Origin of the sequence: Rheinheimera texasensis, from assembly GCF_964031785.1 — a bacterium.
GTDB classification, from domain to species: Bacteria; Pseudomonadota; Gammaproteobacteria; order Enterobacterales; family Alteromonadaceae; genus Pararheinheimera; species Pararheinheimera texasensis_A.
Window position 1 is genome coordinate 18,438 of record NZ_CAXIRE010000017.1, and the last position, 17,774, is coordinate 36,211.

Here is a 17,774-nt window from a genome sequence, read left to right on the forward strand (position 1 = left end):
AAAGCTATCCACCCGGCGCATTGTTACTTAAAATGTGCGCAAAATTTTGTCGAGTAAGAACCGGAGCCTCAATCGCGCAGGCGCAGCCGGTTTTTGCTGTTGTTGGCGCCCCATTCAGAAGGATTAACACTGTTCATGTTAAAAAAATTACGTGGTTTATTTTCCAACGATCTGTCGATTGACCTGGGCACGGCCAACACCCTGATTTATGTCAAAGACCAAGGCATAGTGTTGAATGAACCTTCAGTGGTTGCGATCCGGCAGGAACGCGCTGGCGGTCCTAAAAGTGTCGCCGCCGTAGGCCACGCCGCCAAACGCATGTTAGGCCGCACCCCGGGCAATATCAAAGCCATCCGCCCGATGAAAGACGGTGTGATCGCCGATTTCTACGTCACCGAAAAAATGCTGCAGCATTTTATCAAACAAGCCCACAGCAACAGCTTCCTGCGGCCAAGCCCACGCGTATTGGTCTGTGTGCCTTGTGGTTCTACCCAGGTGGAACGCCGTGCTATTCGTGAATCTGCGCAGGGCGCCGGTGCCCGTGAAGTGTATCTGATTGACGAGCCAATGGCCGCCGCCATCGGCGCTGGTTTACCGGTCTCAGAAGCCACCGGTTCTATGGTGGTCGATATCGGTGGTGGTACCACAGAAGTTGCGCTGATTTCGTTAAACGGCGTGGTGTATTCCTCTTCTGTGCGCATCGGTGGCGACAAATTCGACGACGCCATCATCAACTACATCCGCCGTAACTACGGCATCCTGATTGGTGAAGCTACCGCTGAGCGCATCAAGATGGAAATCGGTTCTGCTTACCCAAGCGATGAAATCCTCGAAATCGAAGTGCGCGGCCGTAATCTGGCCGAAGGCGTGCCACGCAGCTTCACCATGACCAGCAACGAAATCCTCGAAGCGCTGCAGGAACCTTTGGCCGGTATCGTCTCGGCCGTGATGGTGGCGCTGGAACAATCGCCGCCAGAGCTGGCGTCAGATATTTCTGAGCGCGGCATGGTACTGACCGGCGGTGGCGCTTTATTACGTGATTTAGACCGCCTGTTAATGGAAGAAACCGGCATTCCGGTGGTGGTCGCTGAAGATCCGCTGACCTGCGTCGCCCGTGGCGGTGGTAAAGCGCTGGAAATGATCGATGTACATGGCGGTGACGTGTTCAGTTACGACTAACTGAACCTGTCCGGCGGCCGAGTACATGAAACCTATTTTTGATCGCGGACCCTCACTGCCGCTGCGCTTATTTTTTGCGCTGCTGGCCAGTGTGGGTCTTATCACATTAGATCACTACACCAGCAGTTCAGCCCAGCTGCGCAGTTATCTGACCGCAGCCGTCAGCCCTTTGTTTTACCTCGCGAATTTACCGCAAGACCTGATGTTCGGTGCCTCCGAACAGTTTAAGTCGCAACAAAAAATCCTCGAAGAAAACCAGACCTTAAAAGACACTTTGCTGCTGCAAAACGGCCAGCTGCAACGGCTGCAGTTTTTACAGCAGGAAAACGACAAGCTGCGGGCTTTGCTGGGCGCCAGTCCGGTCACCGAAGGCAAACGGCTCATCGCTGAAGTGCTGGCGGTGTACAGCCATCCGTTCAGCCACCAGATTGTGCTGAACAAAGGCAGTAAAGACGGCGTCACTATCGGTCAGCCGCTGATTGATGATTTAGGTGTTTTGGGGCAGGTGGTCAGCGTAGGGCCAACCTCGAGCCGGGCTATTTTAATTGCCGACAACACCCATGCCATTTCTGGCCGGATTGAACGCACCGGTTTAAGTGTGGTGGCCGAAGGCATAGGTCAGGCCAACGCGCTGCGTTTAATCCATTTGCCACATAGTACAGATGTGGTCGAGGGTGATCGCTTACTGACGTCGGGCCTCGACGGTGTATTCCCGGAAGGCTATCCGATTGGCCGTATCAGCAAAGTCTATCGCGACGCGCGTTTGCCGTTTTTACAGGTCACCGCTGAACCTTACGCCAAGCTGGACCGCATCCGTTATGTGCTGTTGGTGTGGCCACATCAGGGCACCACCGCTGCTGACCCGGAAATCGTCAACCCACCGGAAGCCACAGAGCCGGAGCAGAAATAATGCAGTCAAACTGGCGTTTTTTATGGATCCATTTAACGCTGCTATTGGCGTTATTGCTGGCGGTAATGCCGTTACCGGCCGAAGTAAAACTATTCCGGCCGGACTGGCCATTGTTGGTGTTGTGTTATTGGATACTGGCACTGCCGCACCGTGCCAGTATTGGCACTGCTTTTGTCATGGGTTTTCTGGTTGATGTGATGGTCGGCACAGTGCTGGGTGTCAATGCGCTGGGTTATTCAGTGGTGACTTTTATCGTCGCAGCCAATTATCTGAAGATCCGGAACTTTTCTATTCTGCAGCAAGCCTTATTAATCGGCATGTTGCTGGCGTTGTACCACTTATTGCTGTTCTGGCTCAGTCATTTCCTGACCGGTGTGTACTTCCGCGCAGCATATTTATGGCCTGTGCTGACCGGTATGTTAGTCTGGCCATATATTTTCCTGTTTTTGCGCCGGATGCGCCGCCAACTGAAGATCCAATAATATGACCCGCATTGCGCTTGCTTCCGCTTCACCGCGTCGCCGTGAATTGTTATCTCAGCTTGAGGTGGATTTTGTCGTGGTGCAGGCGCCGATTGACGAAGCGGTGTTGCCAGGCGAGGCGGCAGCAGATTATGTATTGCGGCTGGCCAAAGCCAAAGCTTTGGCCGGTTATCTGGCGCAGCCGCAGCCATTGCCGACTTTGGGCGCGGATACCATTGTCGTCGTTGACGGCGAAATCCTCGGCAAACCGCTGGATCAAGCTGATTTCCTGCGCATGATGCGGTTACTGCGTGGCCGTGGCCATCAGGTCTATACCGCAGTGGCGCTGTGTCGCGCAGCGGCTTGCGAGCCACAGGCCGTGACAGTGGCCACCGACGTCTGGTTTGGCCCTATGACTGAAGCGCAGATGCTGGCTTACTGGCACAGCGGCGAGCCGGCCGACAAAGCCGGTGGTTATGGCATTCAGGGCCTCGGTGGTCGTTTTATTGAAAAAATTCATGGCAGTTATTTTGCCGTCGTCGGTTTGCCATTATTTGAAACTGCCGCATTGCTGGCGGACTTGCCGGAGGCTGTATGAGTGCCGAACTGCTGATTAACGTCACGCCCAGTGAAACCCGGGTGGCGCTGATTGAAAATGGCGTGTTGCAGGAAGTCCATATCGAGCGTCAGGCGCGGCATGGTCTGGTCGGCAATATTTATATCGGTAAAGTCAGCCGGGTATTGCCGGGCATGCAAGCGGCCTTTGTCGATATTGGCCTGGATAAAGCGGCATTTTTGCATGCGTCTGACATTATCCAGCGCGATGCCAATGATTTAGAAGTGAAAGTCGCCGCGGTCAAAGACATCCGCCTGCTGGTGCACGAAGGCCAGTATTTGCTGGTGCAGGTGGTGAAAGATCCACTCGGCACTAAAGGCGCGCGGCTGACCACTGACATCACTTTGCCTTCGCGTTATCTGGTATTTATGCCGGGTTCGCCGCATGTCGGCGTGTCGCAACGCATTGAATCCGATGAAGAACGTCAGCGCTTAAAAGACATCGTCTCGACTTGTCTTGATGACGACAACGGCGGTTTTATCGTCCGCACTGCGGCCGACGGTGCCTGCGAAGTCGAGCTGCTGCAGGATGCGCGGTTTTTGAAAAAACTCTGGGCGAAAATCCAGAAGCGCAAACAAAAACACCGCAAAGAAGCGATGTTGTACGAAGATTTGACGCTGGCGTTTCGCATTCTGCGTGACTTTGTCGGCAGCGATTTAGAGCGGGTGCGGGTCGATTCCAAACTGACCTGGCAGGCGCTGCACGCCTTCACCGAAGAATTTATTCCGCAGATGACCGAGAAGCTGGAGTATTACCCTGGTGAGCGGCCGGTGTTTGACCTGTTTGACGTCGAAAATGAAATTCAGCGCGCGCTGGACCGTAAAGTACCGCTGAAAAGCGGTGGGTATCTCATCATCGATCAGACTGAAGCGATGACGACTATTGACGTCAATACCGGCGCTTTTGTCGGCCACCGCAACCTCGAAGAAACCATTTTTAATACCAATATCGAAGCGACGCAGGCGATCGCCCGTCAACTCAGATTGCGTAACCTCGGTGGCATTATCATTATTGATTTCATCGACATGCAAAGCGAAGAGCATCAGCGTCGTGTGTTGCATAGTCTCGAAATCGCCTTATCGCGCGACAAAACCAAAACCAATATTCATGGTTTTTCCGCGCTTGGTCTGGTCGAAATGACGCGTAAACGCACCCGCGAAAGTCTGGAGCATGTGCTGTGTACTGAATGCCCGGTCTGCGCCGGCCGTGGCTCGCTGAAAACCGTTGAGACCGTCTGTTTTGAAATTATGCGCGAAATTGTCCGGGTCAACCGTGCATATGCGGCCGACAAGTTTGTCGTGTATGCGTCACCAGCGGTTAAGGATGCTTTAATCAACGACGAATACCATAACCTGGCTGAGCTGGAAGTCTTTATCAGCAAGCAGATTAGTGTCGTGATTGAACCGCAATATACCCAGGAACAATTTGACGTGGTGATGATGTAGTGGCGCGGCTTCAGCGTGCCGGTTGGTTTTGTCTGCACAAACTCTGGCTGCTGTTTGCGGTCGGTGTGGTGCTGCTTGCCACGCTGGTGACGCTGCTGCGGGTGGGCTTGCCTTATGCCACCGGCTACAAAACCGATATCGAACAACTTATCGCCAGCCAATATGGCGCGCCGGTACGCATCGGTCAGCTCAGCGCGGCCTGGCAAAGTACCGGACCGGCTTTGTTGCTGCAGCAAGTGGCGGTGCAATCGCCGGCCGGTGACACCTTATTGCAAGTCGCCGAACTGCGGGTGCGTCTCGATTTCTGGGCCAGCCTGCGTAGCCTGCAACTCAAAGCCGATGATTTTGAATTATCCGGCCTGCACCTGACCATCGACAGCCAGCGCCTGCTGCAACAAAACGCCGAGATGCCGGCGACAGATCCGGAACCGCTGTTCAGCGCGGTGGAACAACTGCTGTTTCAGCAACTGAAAAACTTCACGCTGGTCGACAGCAAACTGACGTTGCGTTCGCAATATACCCCGCCGATTGAGATGCAAATCCGCCGGTTGGCCTGGCTCAACGCCGGCGAGCGCCATCAGGGCTCCGGTGAAGTGGAAATTGCTGGCGTCACCGGTAATGCGCTGGCGTTTGTACTGGATTTAACCGGCGACAGCCTGGCCAAAAGCCGTGGCCAGCTGTATCTGTCCAGTAACGATTTAAACGTGTTGCCCTGGTTTGAAACCCTGTTGCCGGAAAGCCGCAAACTGGCGCGCGCCGATATTAATTTCCAGGCCTGGGGCGATATTGCCGGTGGCACTTTGCAGCAGATTCAAATTGCGCTGGCAGAAAACCGGCTGATGTGGCGCCAGGACGACCAGACGCAACAACTGAGCCTCGGCAAAGGCCAGTTATTGTGGCAACCGACCCAAGACGGCTGGCAGCTGTTATCCAGCCAGCTGACGCTGACATCGGGTACACAAAGCTGGCACGACTTCCAACTGCAGCTGGTCAGTCAGCAAGGTGTTTATTCCGGCTCACTGCAACAACTGCAACTGCAGGCGGCGGTGCCGTTGGCGCAGTTATTTGCCGAAGACTCGGCAGCGCTGCGGAAAATTCTGTCATTTCAGACGGATGCGCGTATTACTCAGCTCGGCATGCAACTTAATGACAAACAATGGTTTGTCAGTGGTGACTTTATCGATTTTAACTCGGTTCCGGTAGACGATGTGCCGGGCCTCAGGGGGCTTACCGGCCATTTCAGTGCCAGCCCCAATTACATTCTGTTGGATTTACAAGGCGTGGATGGTGCCCTGAGCTGGGGCGAAGCCTTTAGCCGGGCCACGCCATACCAGAGCCTGCAGACACGCATCGAAGTACTGCAGCAACAAGGGCAGTGGCGGGTGCAAATTCCGCGGCTGGCACTGCGCCATCCGGAGATCGAAGCCGACGCCCAGTTGGTGCTGGAACTGGGCGACAAGCCCGGCATGACGCTGTTGGGTGAACTGCGCAAAGTGCCGGTGGCCGATGCGCGGCATTATTTCCCGACCCGCCATATGCCGGAATCGGTGATCAACTATCTGACGCCGGCGCTGATCAGCGGCCAGGTGCCGGTGGCGCGGGTGCTGTGGCATGGCGCTTTTAAAGATTTTCCTTATGACCAACACAACGGCATTTTCCAGGCCCAGGCTTTTATCGCTGACACTGAATTTTCCTTTGACCCGCACTGGCCGGTGATTAAAGGCATGCAGGCTGAACTGCTGTTCGAAAATGCCGGCATGCTGATTCAAAGCCAGGCCGGCCAGCTGTTTGATGTGGCACTGGAAAACGGCGTGACGGCGCGTATTCCGGACCTGTTCCAGGCCGAGACTTTATTGATCGACATCGAGCGTCAGACGCAGGCCGAAGGTGTCACCGGGCTGATGCTGGCGTCGCCGCTCAGCGATTCGGTCGGCGCGACGCTGGATTATTTGGGTGTCAGTGGGTTGGTTAACGCCAAAGTTCAGCTGCAGATTGGCCTGAAAAAAACCGGTGTGCGGGCGCTGGGTGACGTCGAGTTTTTTGCCAATCAGCTGCAGATCCGCGCACCCGCCGTCGCGGTCGAGCAGCTGCAGGGCCATCTGCAGTTTGATAACGACAAAATCGACAGTGAGCAGCTGATGTTTGTCAGCCACGGCGTACCGCTCAATGCCACTTTGCACGGCGCGCAGCAGGACGGGCAATATCAGGTGCAGCTTAAAGCGCATGGTGAACAACAAATCGACCAGCTGCTGGCGCTGGTGTCAGAGGAGTGGCAGGGGCTCGGCAAAGGCCTGGCTAATTTCAGCTGGGATTTAAATATTCAGTTGCCCAAAACTGGTTTCAGTTATCAGTCCACCGCACTGATGGATTTAGCGGCAGCCGAGCTGCAGCTGCCGGCGCCTTTTGGCAAAACGCCGGCTGATGGCGCCACGGTGCTGCTGCAAAGTTCCGGCAACGAAAATGCGTCCAGCATTGAAATGCGTTATGGCGACCAGGCGCAGCTGCAGGCGCGGCTTGATCAACACAGCGGCAAAATTACCGGAGCTTTGCTCAGTCTCGGCTTGCCGAGCAGCGAGCTACGGGATGGCTTTTTTATCGACGTGAATTTAGAACAGGCGGACCTCGCGCCCTGGATTAGTTTGTTACAGCACCAGCTGGCGGCGATAGAACCCGGCGAAGACCCGATGTTTCCGCCGCTGTCGGCCGTCAATGGCCGGATTAAACAGCTGACATTGTTTGACGATGTGTCGCTGAATCAGCTGAGTTTTCAACTGAAGCCTGAAGCTGATAGTTATCAGCTGAACTTGAATGCCAATGAAGCCGAAGGCGACATCTGGTTTGCCAAAGCGCTGAAAGAAACCGGCATCAAGGCCGATTTGGCGCGTTTACAGCTGATTTTTGCCAATCAGCAAGCTGCCAAACTGGCCGCCGCTGAATTAAAAGCCCAGCAGTTGCTGGAAGCGGAAGCGGCGCAAAAGCCGGATTATGCCGCGCTCGAAGCTGAAGCTTTTGCCAGGCTGACCCCAATGCCCTGGCTGGCGGACTTACCGCCGATAGCGCTGCACTGTGGCTCCTGTAAAGTCGGTGACTATGATCTGGGTGAAGTGAATGCTAAATCCCACAGCGATGGCGTCAGCTGGACCCTCACCGAGTTCAGTTCCAACCGCGACGGTCACCGCTGGAATTTAACCGGCAGCTGGCAAAAAGATGACGGTCTCGGCGAAACCCGCTTAAGCGGCACTTTGCAAAGCCCGGCGCTTGGCCAGCTGATGCAGGAATATGATTTAAGCCGCAGTATGAGTGGCAGCAAAGCTAAAGTGACGCTGAACCAGCTAAGCTGGCAGGGCGCGCCTTTCCAGTTTAACCGCCAGACCTTATCCGGCGGCATCGCCTGGGATTTAGGTGAAGGTTCATTGGTGGAAGTCAGCGACGGTGGCACCCGGATTTTCTCGTTATTCAGCCTCGATTCGCTGGTGCGTAAATTACGGCTGGATTTTCGTGATGTGTTCGCCAAAGGCTTTTTTTATAACAAGATGCGTGGGTCTATGCAGATCGACGCCGGTGTTGCCAGCACCACAGATACCAAAGTGGACGGTGTGGCCGGGGATATCGAAATGTCCGGCAGTGCGGATTTAAAAGCGCGGCAGATTGATTATCTGATGGCGTTTAGTCCAAAAGTGACGTCCAGTCTGCCGGTGATCCTGGCCTGGATGGTCAATCCGGTGTCCGGCGTTGCCGCTTATGCGCTCGATGAGATGTTCCAGTCGGCCGAAGTGATTTCGAAGATTAACTTCAGCGTCAGTGGCGATTTGGACAACCCGACAGTGACTGAACTGGAACGGAACAGCAAACAAGTGACCATTCCGGCGGATGCATTACCCAAACCTGTGAAGCCGCCATTGGCGACGGCGCCGGCCGTTGCCGAAGAGCCTGCTGTTAGCGAGTCGGTGCAGTTAAGCCCGCTGCTGCCGCCTGATACGCCAGCTGAAGCCGCCTTGCCCCCAGAGCGGGTGATGCCGGAAGCCAAGCCAGAAGCGAATCCACCCGAAGATACGCCGGTGATTGATGCGGCAGGAGCTCAAAATGACTGAGACCAGCATTTGGCAACTGACGGCGCTGCAACTGTGCAGCAGCCCGGATCCAGCTGACAATCTGCGTCAGATAGCTGATTTACTGCAGCAACTGCCGCCGGCCCGGCCACAGTTGGTCGCATTGCCGGAAGGCGCTTTATGTTTTGCCGGTGCGGATGGCGCGAACCTCGCCATTGCCGAGCCGTTATGCGGCCCAGGTGCGTCGCTCAATGCGCAACAACCGCTGCAGCAGCAACTGAGTGCCTTGGCGCGCCTGCATCAGATATATCTGCTGGTCGGTACTTTACCGACGCTTGCTGTCGAGGCCCAAAGCGACGAGCGAGGCCGCTTCAGTGCCAGCAGTCTGTTGTTTGGCCCGGACGGTAGTTTATTGAGCGATTATCAGAAAATTCATTTATTTGACGCGGATGTCAGCGACAATACCGCCAGTTACCGTGAATCGGCCACGACCAAGCCGGGCGACAAAATCACTGTGGCGGATTTAGGCGCAGTGAAAGCGGGCCTCGCCATTTGCTATGATGTGCGTTTTCCGGGTCTGTTTGCCCAGCTACGCCAGCAGGGTATGAACCTGCTGTGCCTGCCGTCAGCTTTTACCACAGTGACGGGCGCCGCGCACTGGCATACACTGCTGCGGGCTCGCGCCATCGAAACCCAGAGTTATATGCTGGCACCGGCGCAAACCGGCACTCATGCCAATGGCCGCCAGACTTATGGCCACAGCCTGATTATTGACCCCTGGGGCCAGGTGCTGGCCGACGCTGGCACTGAACCCGGGTTGATTTCAGTGCGTATCGACTTGCAGGAAGTGGCCAAAGTCCGCCAAAAGATGCCACTGGCGCTGCATAATCAATTTATCTGTACCCAAATGACTAGTGAGAAGCTATGACCAATATCGCGATGCTTAATGCCGTGGAACAAAATCTGATCGCAGCCAGCGATCTGACCGATCAGGACGTGGCACAGAGCCTTGGTTTCCTGTTCGCGCACCAGCTGGACTACGCCGATTTGTATTTTCAGTCCAGTGTGCATGAATCCTGGGTACTGGAAGACGGTCTGGTTAAAGACGGCTCTTTTAATATCGAACGCGGTGTTGGTGTGCGTGCGGTGACTGGCGAAAAAGCCGGTTTTGCTTACGCCGATACCATTTCCAAACAAGCGCTGCAAACTGCAGCCACTGCAGCGCGCGGCATCGCAGCACATGGCCAGCAAGGTCAGGTCAAGGCATTCAGCAAATCGGCCAACAGTGCGATTTATTTGCCGTGTGAGCCGCTGCAAAGCCTGAGCAATACCGACAAAGTCGCGCTGCTGCATCAGATTGAAGCTTTTATCCGCACGCTGGACAGCCGCGCCGAGCAGGTGATGGTGAGTCTCTCCGGTGTGTATGAAGAGATGCTGGTGGCCGCCAGTGACGGTACTTATGCCGCTGACATCCGCCCGCTGGTGCGGCTGAACTGTTCGGTGCTGCTGCAGCACAATGGCCGGCGTGAGCGCGGCGGTGCCGGTGGCGGCGCCCGCACCAGCTACGCCTACTTCAGCGAAGATTTTGACGGCGAACCGCGCTGGATGAGTTATGCCCGCGAAGCGGTGCGTCAGGCCCAGGTCAATCTGACCGCCATCGATGCGCCGGCTGGCATGATGCCGGTGGTACTGGGTGCCGGCTGGCCTGGCGTACTGTTACATGAAGCGGTTGGTCACGGTTTAGAAGGCGACTTTAACCGCAAAGGTGCTTCGACTTTCTCCGGCCGTATTGGCGAACAAGTGGCGTCGAAGCACTGTACTATTGTCGACGATGGCACTTTATCCGGCCGGCGTGGCTCGTTAAACATTGATGACGAAGGCACACCGGGCCAATATAACGTGCTGATCGAAAACGGTATTCTGAAAGGTTACATTCAGGATAAACACAATGCGATGCTGATGAATGTACCGGCAACCGGCAATGGCCGGCGCGAATCTTTCGCGCATCTGCCGATGCCACGGATGACCAACACTTATATGTTGGCCGGTGATTATGCGCCGGAAGAAATCATTGCCTCAGTGAAAAAAGGCATTTATGCGCCGAATTTTGGCGGCGGTCAGGTCGACATCACCTCAGGCAAGTTTGTGTTCTCCGCCAGTGAAGCTTATCTGATTGAAGATGGCAAAATCACCGCGCCAATCAAAGGTGCGACGCTGATTGGCAACGGCCCGGAAGCGATGCAGAAAGTGTCGATGGTCGGTCACGACCTGAAGCTGGACGCCGGCGTTGGCGTCTGCGGCAAACAGGGCCAAAGCGTGCCGGTAGGCGTCGGTCAGCCAACGCTGAAACTGGACAGCATGACCGTCGGCGGCACGGCCTGAAGTATTACCGGCTGATCAATCCGGCACATTTGTATCACAGGGCTGAACCGCTCAGCCCTGCAGTGCCAGCTCAAATCAATGTGCGTTGCACTGACCACCTTCCACCCAGACATAACGGTATTCGTCGCGGCAGTTGTAATATTCAACGGTGCTGCCGGTTTTATAAAGATGGCTTTGGTTACTCAGCAGATATTGCGCCCAGAACTCCGGTGAACCCGCGCCCAAAAAGGCACTGCGCCGTTCCACCTGAGAACAGCTGACATGACCACTGTGTTCCAGTGTCAATGACGCCGGAAAATACTGGCTGCCATAGGCATTGCCTTTTTGATAACTACAGCTGGTGTAAGGCGTTTGGGTGGGTACCTGCCGCTCGTCACAGACCTGCACCAGCCGCTCGGTCCAATACCCACATTGCGCATTACTAATCGCCCGATCGGCCAGCTGGCTATGCGTCAGCTGCGATTTCAGATCGGCTTGCGCCAGAGCGATGCTGCTGAACAAACTGATCCCCAATAAATATAATGCTTTCATCTTGTTGTCCTCTGTCATAGTTGTTGATCCGACATGGATCGGCCTAGCTTGAAGTGAAAATGACAGCGTTGTCTTTTTGCAGATCTGATGAAGTCATGATGAATTGATGATTTTTGCTTTGACGACTGTGTTGCAACAACTTGTTGCAGGCAATTTTTGCCTGTCGCGGGAGTTTGCCGCATAATACCGGCCGAATCAGCTGCAGATTATAGAGAGACCGGTCAAAGCAACCGGCCTGAACCCAGGGATCCACGGACCTATGTTAGAACAGATGTTGAACAAACGCCGGCTGGCTGCGTTACCGGCGACGGCGTTTGAAGCAGCCGCAGTGGAAGTGTTATGCCACGCGACTGAATACAAAGACAAAGTGCTGGCGCTGATTGCCTCTGCACGCCGTCGTATTGTGCTGACCGCGTTATATCTGCAGGCCGACGAGGCCGGTGAAGCCGTGTTACATGCCTTGTATCAGGCCAAACAACAGAATCCACAACTGGATATCCGGGTTTATGTCGATTTCCACCGGGCGCGCCGGGGTCTGATTGGCCAGAGCGGGATGAAAACCAACGCCGATTTTTATCGTGAAATTGCCGCGCAGTACCCGGTACCCATTCAAATTCTCGGGGTGCCGGTCAAACGCCGTGAACTTTTTGGTGTGTTGCATTTAAAAGGCTTTGTATTTGACGACACGCTGCTGTACTCAGGCGCATCGCTGAATAACGTTTATATGGGCGTGCCGGTGCGTTATCGTGCCGACCGTTACCTGCTCATTCATAATGAGCCGCTGGCCGATGCATTTGTCGCCGGTCATCAGCAAATTCTCGACCAGGAACAAGTGGTGCAAAGTCTGTTATCAGACGACCCGCTCTTGGCACAACATTACAAACCACATCACCGCAGCTGGCTGAAACATGCCCGCGCCAATCGGTATCCGCAAAGCGGTAAATCGTCGGCACCACTGCGCGCGAGTTTATTGATGGGCATGGGGCGGTTGAAGAATCAGCTGAATCAGACCTTGCTGGCCATACTGGCGCTGGCAGAAAAAGAAGTGCTGATTTATACGCCGTATTTTAACCCGCCGCCGGTGCTGGCGCGGGCGCTGCGTAAATGCCTTAAACGCGGTGTCAAAGTGACTATTGTGGTCGGTGACAAAACCGCCAACGATTTTTATATTCCACCGACGCAGAAGTTTAGCCGCATCGGCGGTCTGCCTTATTTGTACGAAACCATCCTGCGTAAATTTGTGAAGCGTAATCAGAGCTTTATTGACCATGGCCTGCTGGATATCCGGCTGTGGAAACATGAAGACAACAGCTATCACTTAAAAGGCGTCAGCGTCGATGGCCGCCGTCATCTCTTCACCGGCCACAACCTGAATCCACGTGCTTTTGCGCTCGATTATGAAAACGGCATTTTGGTCGAAGACGAGCTGGGGCAATTGCAGGCCCAGCTTTCACACGAGCAGCAGCAAATTTTCCTTAACACCCAGCGGATCAGTCATTTCAGTCAGATTGAAATGATGCGCGATTACCCGGAGCCGGTGCAAAAGCTGCTGGCGAAAATCAAAGGGGTGGGCGTGGATATGGTGCTTAAACGGCTGATCTAGTCTCCTCTTCGCGTGGATAAGGAGTTCGGCGATGCGACATCTCACCACTATCTTCTACCGTGGCCTGATAGCAGGTATTGCCCTGTTACTGGCCGGACCGGTACTGGCAACCACGCCGGTATTGCAGCTGGATACAGCTGCGCTGGACAAAGCCATGCAGCCGGCTGGTCCACGGGCACAATTGCCGTTCAGCGGCATCGTATTGATAGCGCAGCAGGGTAAATTGCTGTGGAACTTCAGCCACAAAACCACGCCGGTGACGGCGCAGCGTCAGTTCATCATCGGTTCGCAGTCCAAGCAAATCACCGCAGCGCTGGTGTTGCAGGCTGTGGATCAGCAACGGCTGACACTGACAGACCCTTTGTCGAAGTTTCTGCCGGAGCAGCGCGAACGCTTTGGCGATGCCATCACGATCAAACATTTACTTGAACATAGTTCTGGCCTGGGCCAGGGTGGCACAGCGCCCACCGGTCAGCCAGGCAGCACTTTTGCGTACACCAATGCCGGTTATGACCTGTTAGGCCTGGTGCTGGAGCGGATTTATGGCGAGCCTTTTGCGGCGCAGGCGGCACGACTGTTCCGGCGCTGTGAGATGACCCATAGTTTTGCGCCGTCCAAGCAGCAGCTGACCTCCCAAGCACCGTTGCTGGTCGCTGGCCTGCTGGAGCGGGCTGGCAAGCTGGTCGCAGCGCCGCTGGATGTGCCTTTTAGCAACAATCCTTCCGGCCGGCTGGTCAGTTCGGCCGGTGATTTAATCCGCTGGCAACAATGTCTGCATCAACAGGCGTTACTGACACCGGCCAGCTATCAACAAATGACCAGTCCACAAATGCTCCGCCCACACCGCTGGGGTGCTTTGGGTTATGGTTTTGGTCTGCAGATCAGCAAAGCCGATGGGCTGACCGAATACAGCCACAGCGGTTTTGTTGAAGGTTATATCAGTACCACTTTGTATTATCCGCAGTTTGCGACAGGTCTGGTGTTGCTGGAGCCGCTGTCGCTGGACCCGGCCGATATCTCGCGGGCTTTTTATTATCATGATCAGGTGCGTTTGGCACTGCGTATGCAGTTGCTGGCGGCTGGAGCTTTGCCACAATGAAACTGGAACTTTATCAGGTCGACGCTTTTACCAATCAGCTGTTTGGTGGCAATGCTGCCGCCGTTGTGCCGTTACCGGATGAGATGGCCGGCTGGCCGGCAGAGCAGCTGATGCTGCAAATCGCTGCCGAAAACAACTTGTCGGAAACCGCCTTTCTGAAAAAACTGGCGCCGGCGCATTATCAAATCCGCTGGTTTTCGCCGTTATGCGAAATCGACTTTTGCGGCCATGCCACGCTGGCGGCGGCTTTTGTGTTGTTTTCACGCGAGCCGGCTGCTGAACTCAGATTCAGCACACTGAAAGTCGGCGACCTGACAGTGCAGCAGGGCCAGGACGGCTGGCTGGAAATGAATTTCCCCAAGCGGCCAGCCACGGTGCAGGCCGAAATCCCACCCGCGTTATTGCAGGCGCTGAATCATCAGCCAGCCGAAGTGCTGCGCAGTGATCAAGCCTGGTTTTTAATTTACGACGATGCCAGCAAAGTACAGCAATTGACGCCAGACCTGGCGCAGCTGAAAACGTTGTGGCCTTTTGATGTGGTGGCGACTGCGCCCGGTCGGGGTTTTGCCGACGGCCAATATGATTTTGTCAGCCGGTATTTCTGGCCGGCCAACGGCGGTGATGAAGATCCGGTGACCGGCTCTATTCATGCTGGGCTTACGCCATATTGGGCGCAACAGTTGGATAAAACCAGTTTGCTGGCCTATCAGGCATCGAGCCGGGGCGGCGTGCTGCGCTGTGCCTTGCAGGGCGATCGGGTGCAGGTCAGCGGTCAGGCTCGGTTATATTTGCAAGGCCAAATTAGCCTGCCGGCATAAGCCGGACCGACCAGCCAAGAGTTATCGCGTGCTATGCTGGTTTAGAAAAGTGCGGATCCAGGGAGACCATCAATGAGCAAATATTTAACGCAGCTTGGTTTGTTGCTACTGGCGTTAGGCGCTGCACAGGTTAGTGCTATGCCAGGCCAGGGCCAGGATAAAGCGCAGCATAAAACCGCCAAACATGCGGAAAAAGCGCAAAAAGCTGCACAGAAAGAACAGAAATTTCAGCAATCTAAACCGTCGATGCAACAGGCGCAGCAGCAAAGTGGACTGCAGCTGACCATAAGCTCTGCCGGGATCTCGGTGACCGATGCGCGGCAACTGGTCCGGCAATATCAGGTCAGTGGCGGCCGGCAGTTACCGCCCGGTATTCGCAAGCAACTGGCGCGCGGTAAACCGCTGCCACCGGGCATTGCGAAAAAGGTCAGTCAACCTGAGTTACTGGCGCATTTGCCGCGCCATGACGGCTATGAATGGCAGATTTGTGGCTCAGATTTAGTGCTGGTGGCGGTCGCCACGGCGGTTATTGCCGACGTGTTATTTGATGTGTTCTAGCAAGTTTCTGTAAAAAAACAGGCCGCAATTGCGGCCTGTTTTTTTAATCGCGAGCAGGGATTTTACTCGCCGAGGATCGCCGGTTTAATCAGCTGGAACAGCTCACGGTAAGATTTCGCCGGCTGGTTTTTTTCCTGCTCTTTTTTCGCGTTGCGGATTAAAGTCCGCAGCTGCTGAATTTCGACCTGCGGATACTCAGCGATAAATTCGGTCACTGCATCGCTGTTGGCGATGAGCTTGTCACGCCAGTCTTCGATTAAGTGGAATTTGCGGGTGGCCGCCTGATTGGTATTGCGCACTACGGCTAAGGCGCGTTCAATCGGTTCTAAATCGGTGCCGCGCATGATTTTGCCAATAAACTGCATATGGCGGCGGTAGGCTTCGTGTTTTTTCACCAGCTTGTCAGCCAGTTTTAACGCCTCGACCAGGTCGTTATCCATTGGGAGCTTCGCGCGGGCTGCCGGGCTTAATGCCACCAGCTCTTCACCAAGTGCCTGCAGGGCATGCATTTCTTTTTTGACCTGCGTTTTGCTTTTGCCTTCCTCGCGGTCCCAGTCGTCGCCGTGGGTAAAATCAGTAATATCTGCCATAACTTCAGTTTTGTTGCCGGAAATCCGCACAGTATATCAAAGATGGCTGTGAAAAGCCGCGTCAGCGCGACAACAGCCGCAGACTTCTGTGCTTTTTCGGCGGCTGTGGTAAGCTTGCCAGTCTGCAACCCTGAGGATTTTCAGCCCGTTATGAGTCAAGCCATGCCGACAATTCAGCAAGAAATCGATGAAGTTAAAGCCGCCGTCAGCCAGGTGCTGGCGCATGCCCGTCAGTTGGGGGCCAGCAGTGCCGAAGCGTCGATGAACCGCACGCGCGGACTGAGTGTCGAAACCCGTCACGGTGAAGTGGAAACCATGGAGTTTAATCAGGACGGTGGTCTTGGCATCAGTGTTTATGTCGGTCAGCGCAAAGGTTCAGCTTCCACCGCAGATTTAAGCCCGGCCGCGCTGAAACGCACTGTCGAAGCCGCTATTGATATAGCCCGTTATACCTCAGAAGACCCCTGCGCTGGCCTGGCAGAGGCGAGTTGGCTGGAATTCAGCCCACCGGATTTAGATTTATTCCATCCGGCAGAAGTCAGCACCGAGCAGGCCACCGCCTGGTGTGCCGCCGCAGAGGAAGCAGCTTTTGCCGTTGACTCACGCATCACCAATTCTGACGGCGCCTCGTTTTCATCGCATCAGGGCTTAAAAGTCTACGGCAACAGCCATGGCCAGCTGGTGGGTTATCCAAGTAGCCGCCATAGCATGAGCTGCTCAGTCATTGGCGAAGACGGCGACGATATGCAGCGCGATTACAGCTACACGGTCGGCCGGCGCTTGCAGGATTTAAAAGATGCAGCCGCTATTGGCCGCGAAGCCGCCGCCGAAACCGTGCAGCGCTTAAACAGCCGCACGCTGCCGACGCAAAAAGTGCCGGTGATTTTCCGCGCCGATGTCGCCAGCAGCCTGTTTGGTCATCTGGTATCGGCCATCAGCGGCGGCAGCATTTACCGCAAATCGAGCTTTTTACTGGATAAACTCGGTCAGCAGGTGATGGCCTCGCAGCTGAATATTCTGGAACGGCCGCATGTGCTGCAGGGCCTGGCGTCCAGCCCCTTTGACAGCGAAGGCGTCAAAACCACCGATCGCCAAATCATCACCGACGGCGTGTTACACAGCTGGATCACGTCGAGTTATTCCGCGCGTAAACTTGGCATGGCAAGCACCGGCCACGCCGGTGGTATTCATAACTGGTATGTGCAACATGGCGATGCCGATTTAGCGCAGCTGCTGCGGGATATGGGCACAGGCTTGTTAGTGACTGAACTGATGGGCCAGGGCGTAAATGGCGTCACCGGCGATTATTCGCGTGGTGCGGCGGGTTTTTGGGTCGAAAACGGCCAAATCCAGTTCCCGGTCAGTGAAGTCACTATCGCCGGCAATCTGACGCAGATGTTTATGGATATCGCTGCCATCGGTAACGATGTCGACCGTCGCGGTGGTGTACTGACTGGCTCAGTGCTGCTGAATCAAATGCAAATCGCCGGGCATTAAGCCTGTCGGTTTGCCTGAACAACGCCTGAGTGCATC

15 protein-coding genes are annotated in these 17,774 nt (G+C 55.1%); 13 read left to right on the forward strand and 2 right to left on the reverse strand.

Annotation, left to right across the window (positions count from 1 at the left end; all coding sequences use genetic code 11):
• Window positions 1–135: 135 nt before the first annotated feature.
• Genes ABNT34_RS06605 through tldD form a run of 8 tightly spaced genes read left to right on the forward strand, consistent with a single transcriptional unit; the run spans window position 136 to window position 11,042 of the window.
• On the forward strand, window positions 136–1,179 hold the full coding sequence (locus ABNT34_RS06605) for a rod shape-determining protein (RefSeq protein WP_031568148.1): 1,044 nt from the start codon (window positions 136–138) through the stop codon (window positions 1,177–1,179).
• A gap of 25 nt (window positions 1,180–1,204) precedes the next feature.
• Window positions 1,205–2,089 (forward strand): rod shape-determining protein MreC, encoded by an 885-nt coding sequence (mreC, locus tag ABNT34_RS06610; RefSeq protein ID WP_348729924.1) that lies wholly within the window; start codon window positions 1,205–1,207, stop codon window positions 2,087–2,089.
• Complete coding sequence (gene mreD / locus ABNT34_RS06615; protein ID WP_348729926.1) at window positions 2,089–2,571, forward strand: rod shape-determining protein MreD; 483 nt, start codon at window positions 2,089–2,091, stop codon at window positions 2,569–2,571. The genes mreC and mreD overlap by 1 nt, the downstream gene beginning before the upstream one ends.
• Before the next feature lies 1 nt (window position 2,572).
• Window positions 2,573–3,148 carry a Maf family protein gene (locus tag ABNT34_RS06620; protein WP_348729928.1) on the forward strand — a complete coding sequence of 192 codons (576 nt, stop codon included), beginning with the start codon at window positions 2,573–2,575 and terminating at the stop codon, window positions 3,146–3,148.
• Window positions 3,145–4,611 carry a ribonuclease G gene (gene rng / locus ABNT34_RS06625; protein ID WP_348729929.1) on the forward strand — a complete coding sequence of 489 codons (1,467 nt, stop codon included), beginning with the start codon at window positions 3,145–3,147 and terminating at the stop codon, window positions 4,609–4,611. Before ABNT34_RS06620 ends, rng begins: the two co-directional genes overlap by 4 nt.
• Window positions 4,611–8,702, forward strand: coding sequence for a YhdP family protein (locus ABNT34_RS06630; RefSeq protein WP_348729931.1), 4,092 nt, complete (start codon window positions 4,611–4,613; stop codon window positions 8,700–8,702). Before rng ends, ABNT34_RS06630 begins: the two co-directional genes overlap by 1 nt.
• Complete coding sequence (locus tag ABNT34_RS06635; protein WP_348729933.1) at window positions 8,695–9,588, forward strand: carbon-nitrogen hydrolase family protein; 894 nt, start codon at window positions 8,695–8,697, stop codon at window positions 9,586–9,588. The genes ABNT34_RS06630 and ABNT34_RS06635 overlap by 8 nt, the downstream gene beginning before the upstream one ends.
• Complete coding sequence (tldD, locus tag ABNT34_RS06640; RefSeq protein ID WP_348729935.1) at window positions 9,585–11,042, forward strand: metalloprotease TldD; 1,458 nt, start codon at window positions 9,585–9,587, stop codon at window positions 11,040–11,042. The genes ABNT34_RS06635 and tldD overlap by 4 nt, the downstream gene beginning before the upstream one ends.
• A 75-nt stretch (window positions 11,043–11,117) precedes the next feature.
• Here the strand turns inward: tldD and ABNT34_RS06645 are convergent, their stop codons facing one another.
• Window positions 11,118–11,573: a hypothetical protein gene (locus tag ABNT34_RS06645; RefSeq protein ID WP_348729937.1), complete on the reverse strand. Its 456-nt coding sequence runs from the start codon at window positions 11,571–11,573 to the stop codon at window positions 11,118–11,120.
• A gap of 259 nt (window positions 11,574–11,832) precedes the next feature.
• Here ABNT34_RS06645 and pssA point away from each other — a divergent pair, with 259 nt between their 5' ends.
• The 4 genes from pssA (at window position 11,833) to ABNT34_RS06665 (ending at window position 15,651) form a co-directional block, all read left to right on the forward strand.
• Entirely contained in the window at window positions 11,833–13,176 is a 1,344-nt protein-coding gene (gene pssA / locus ABNT34_RS06650; RefSeq protein WP_348729939.1) for a CDP-diacylglycerol--serine O-phosphatidyltransferase, read from the forward strand.
• A gap of 31 nt (window positions 13,177–13,207) precedes the next feature.
• Window positions 13,208–14,275, forward strand: a complete 1,068-nt coding sequence (locus ABNT34_RS06655) for a serine hydrolase domain-containing protein (protein WP_348729941.1) — start codon at window positions 13,208–13,210, stop codon at window positions 14,273–14,275.
• The gene (locus ABNT34_RS06660; RefSeq protein ID WP_348729943.1) at window positions 14,272–15,093 is read left to right on the forward strand and encodes a PhzF family phenazine biosynthesis protein; all 822 of its coding nucleotides are present in this window, start codon (window positions 14,272–14,274) and stop codon (window positions 15,091–15,093) included. Before ABNT34_RS06655 ends, ABNT34_RS06660 begins: the two co-directional genes overlap by 4 nt.
• A 72-nt stretch (window positions 15,094–15,165) precedes the next feature.
• A complete protein-coding gene (locus tag ABNT34_RS06665; protein WP_348729945.1) occupies window positions 15,166–15,651 on the forward strand; it encodes an anti-virulence regulator CigR family protein in 486 nt (161 codons plus the stop codon).
• Window positions 15,652–15,713: 62 nt separating this feature from the next.
• On the opposite strand, the gene yjgA is transcribed toward ABNT34_RS06665, so the two are convergent.
• Window positions 15,714–16,241 (reverse strand): ribosome biogenesis factor YjgA, encoded by a 528-nt coding sequence (gene yjgA, locus ABNT34_RS06670; RefSeq protein ID WP_348729947.1) that lies wholly within the window; start codon window positions 16,239–16,241, stop codon window positions 15,714–15,716.
• A gap of 150 nt (window positions 16,242–16,391) precedes the next feature.
• Here yjgA and pmbA point away from each other — a divergent pair, with 150 nt between their 5' ends.
• Window positions 16,392–17,738, forward strand: coding sequence for a metalloprotease PmbA (pmbA, locus tag ABNT34_RS06675; RefSeq protein WP_348729949.1), 1,347 nt, complete (start codon window positions 16,392–16,394; stop codon window positions 17,736–17,738).
• Window positions 17,739–17,774: the final 36 nt, after the last annotated feature.

Coding starts and splice junctions, on each gene's coding strand:
- ABNT34_RS06605 (WP_031568148.1), top strand. CDS start 136: ATGTTAAAAAAATTACGTGGTTTATTTTCCAACGATCTGTCGATTGAC.
- mreC (WP_348729924.1), top strand. CDS start 1,205: ATGAAACCTATTTTTGATCGCGGACCCTCACTGCCGCTGCGCTTATTT.
- mreD (WP_348729926.1), top strand. CDS start 2,089: ATGCAGTCAAACTGGCGTTTTTTATGGATCCATTTAACGCTGCTATTG.
- ABNT34_RS06620 (WP_348729928.1), top strand. CDS start 2,573: ATGACCCGCATTGCGCTTGCTTCCGCTTCACCGCGTCGCCGTGAATTG.
- rng (WP_348729929.1), top strand. CDS start 3,145: ATGAGTGCCGAACTGCTGATTAACGTCACGCCCAGTGAAACCCGGGTG.
- ABNT34_RS06635 (WP_348729933.1), top strand. CDS start 8,695: ATGACTGAGACCAGCATTTGGCAACTGACGGCGCTGCAACTGTGCAGC.
- tldD (WP_348729935.1), top strand. CDS start 9,585: ATGACCAATATCGCGATGCTTAATGCCGTGGAACAAAATCTGATCGCA.
- ABNT34_RS06645 (WP_348729937.1), bottom strand. CDS start 11,573: ATGAAAGCATTATATTTATTGGGGATCAGTTTGTTCAGCAGCATCGCT.
- pssA (WP_348729939.1), top strand. CDS start 11,833: ATGTTAGAACAGATGTTGAACAAACGCCGGCTGGCTGCGTTACCGGCG.
- ABNT34_RS06655 (WP_348729941.1), top strand. CDS start 13,208: ATGCGACATCTCACCACTATCTTCTACCGTGGCCTGATAGCAGGTATT.
- ABNT34_RS06660 (WP_348729943.1), top strand. CDS start 14,272: ATGAAACTGGAACTTTATCAGGTCGACGCTTTTACCAATCAGCTGTTT.
- ABNT34_RS06665 (WP_348729945.1), top strand. CDS start 15,166: ATGAGCAAATATTTAACGCAGCTTGGTTTGTTGCTACTGGCGTTAGGC.
- yjgA (WP_348729947.1), bottom strand. CDS start 16,241: ATGGCAGATATTACTGATTTTACCCACGGCGACGACTGGGACCGCGAG.
- pmbA (WP_348729949.1), top strand. CDS start 16,392: ATGAGTCAAGCCATGCCGACAATTCAGCAAGAAATCGATGAAGTTAAA.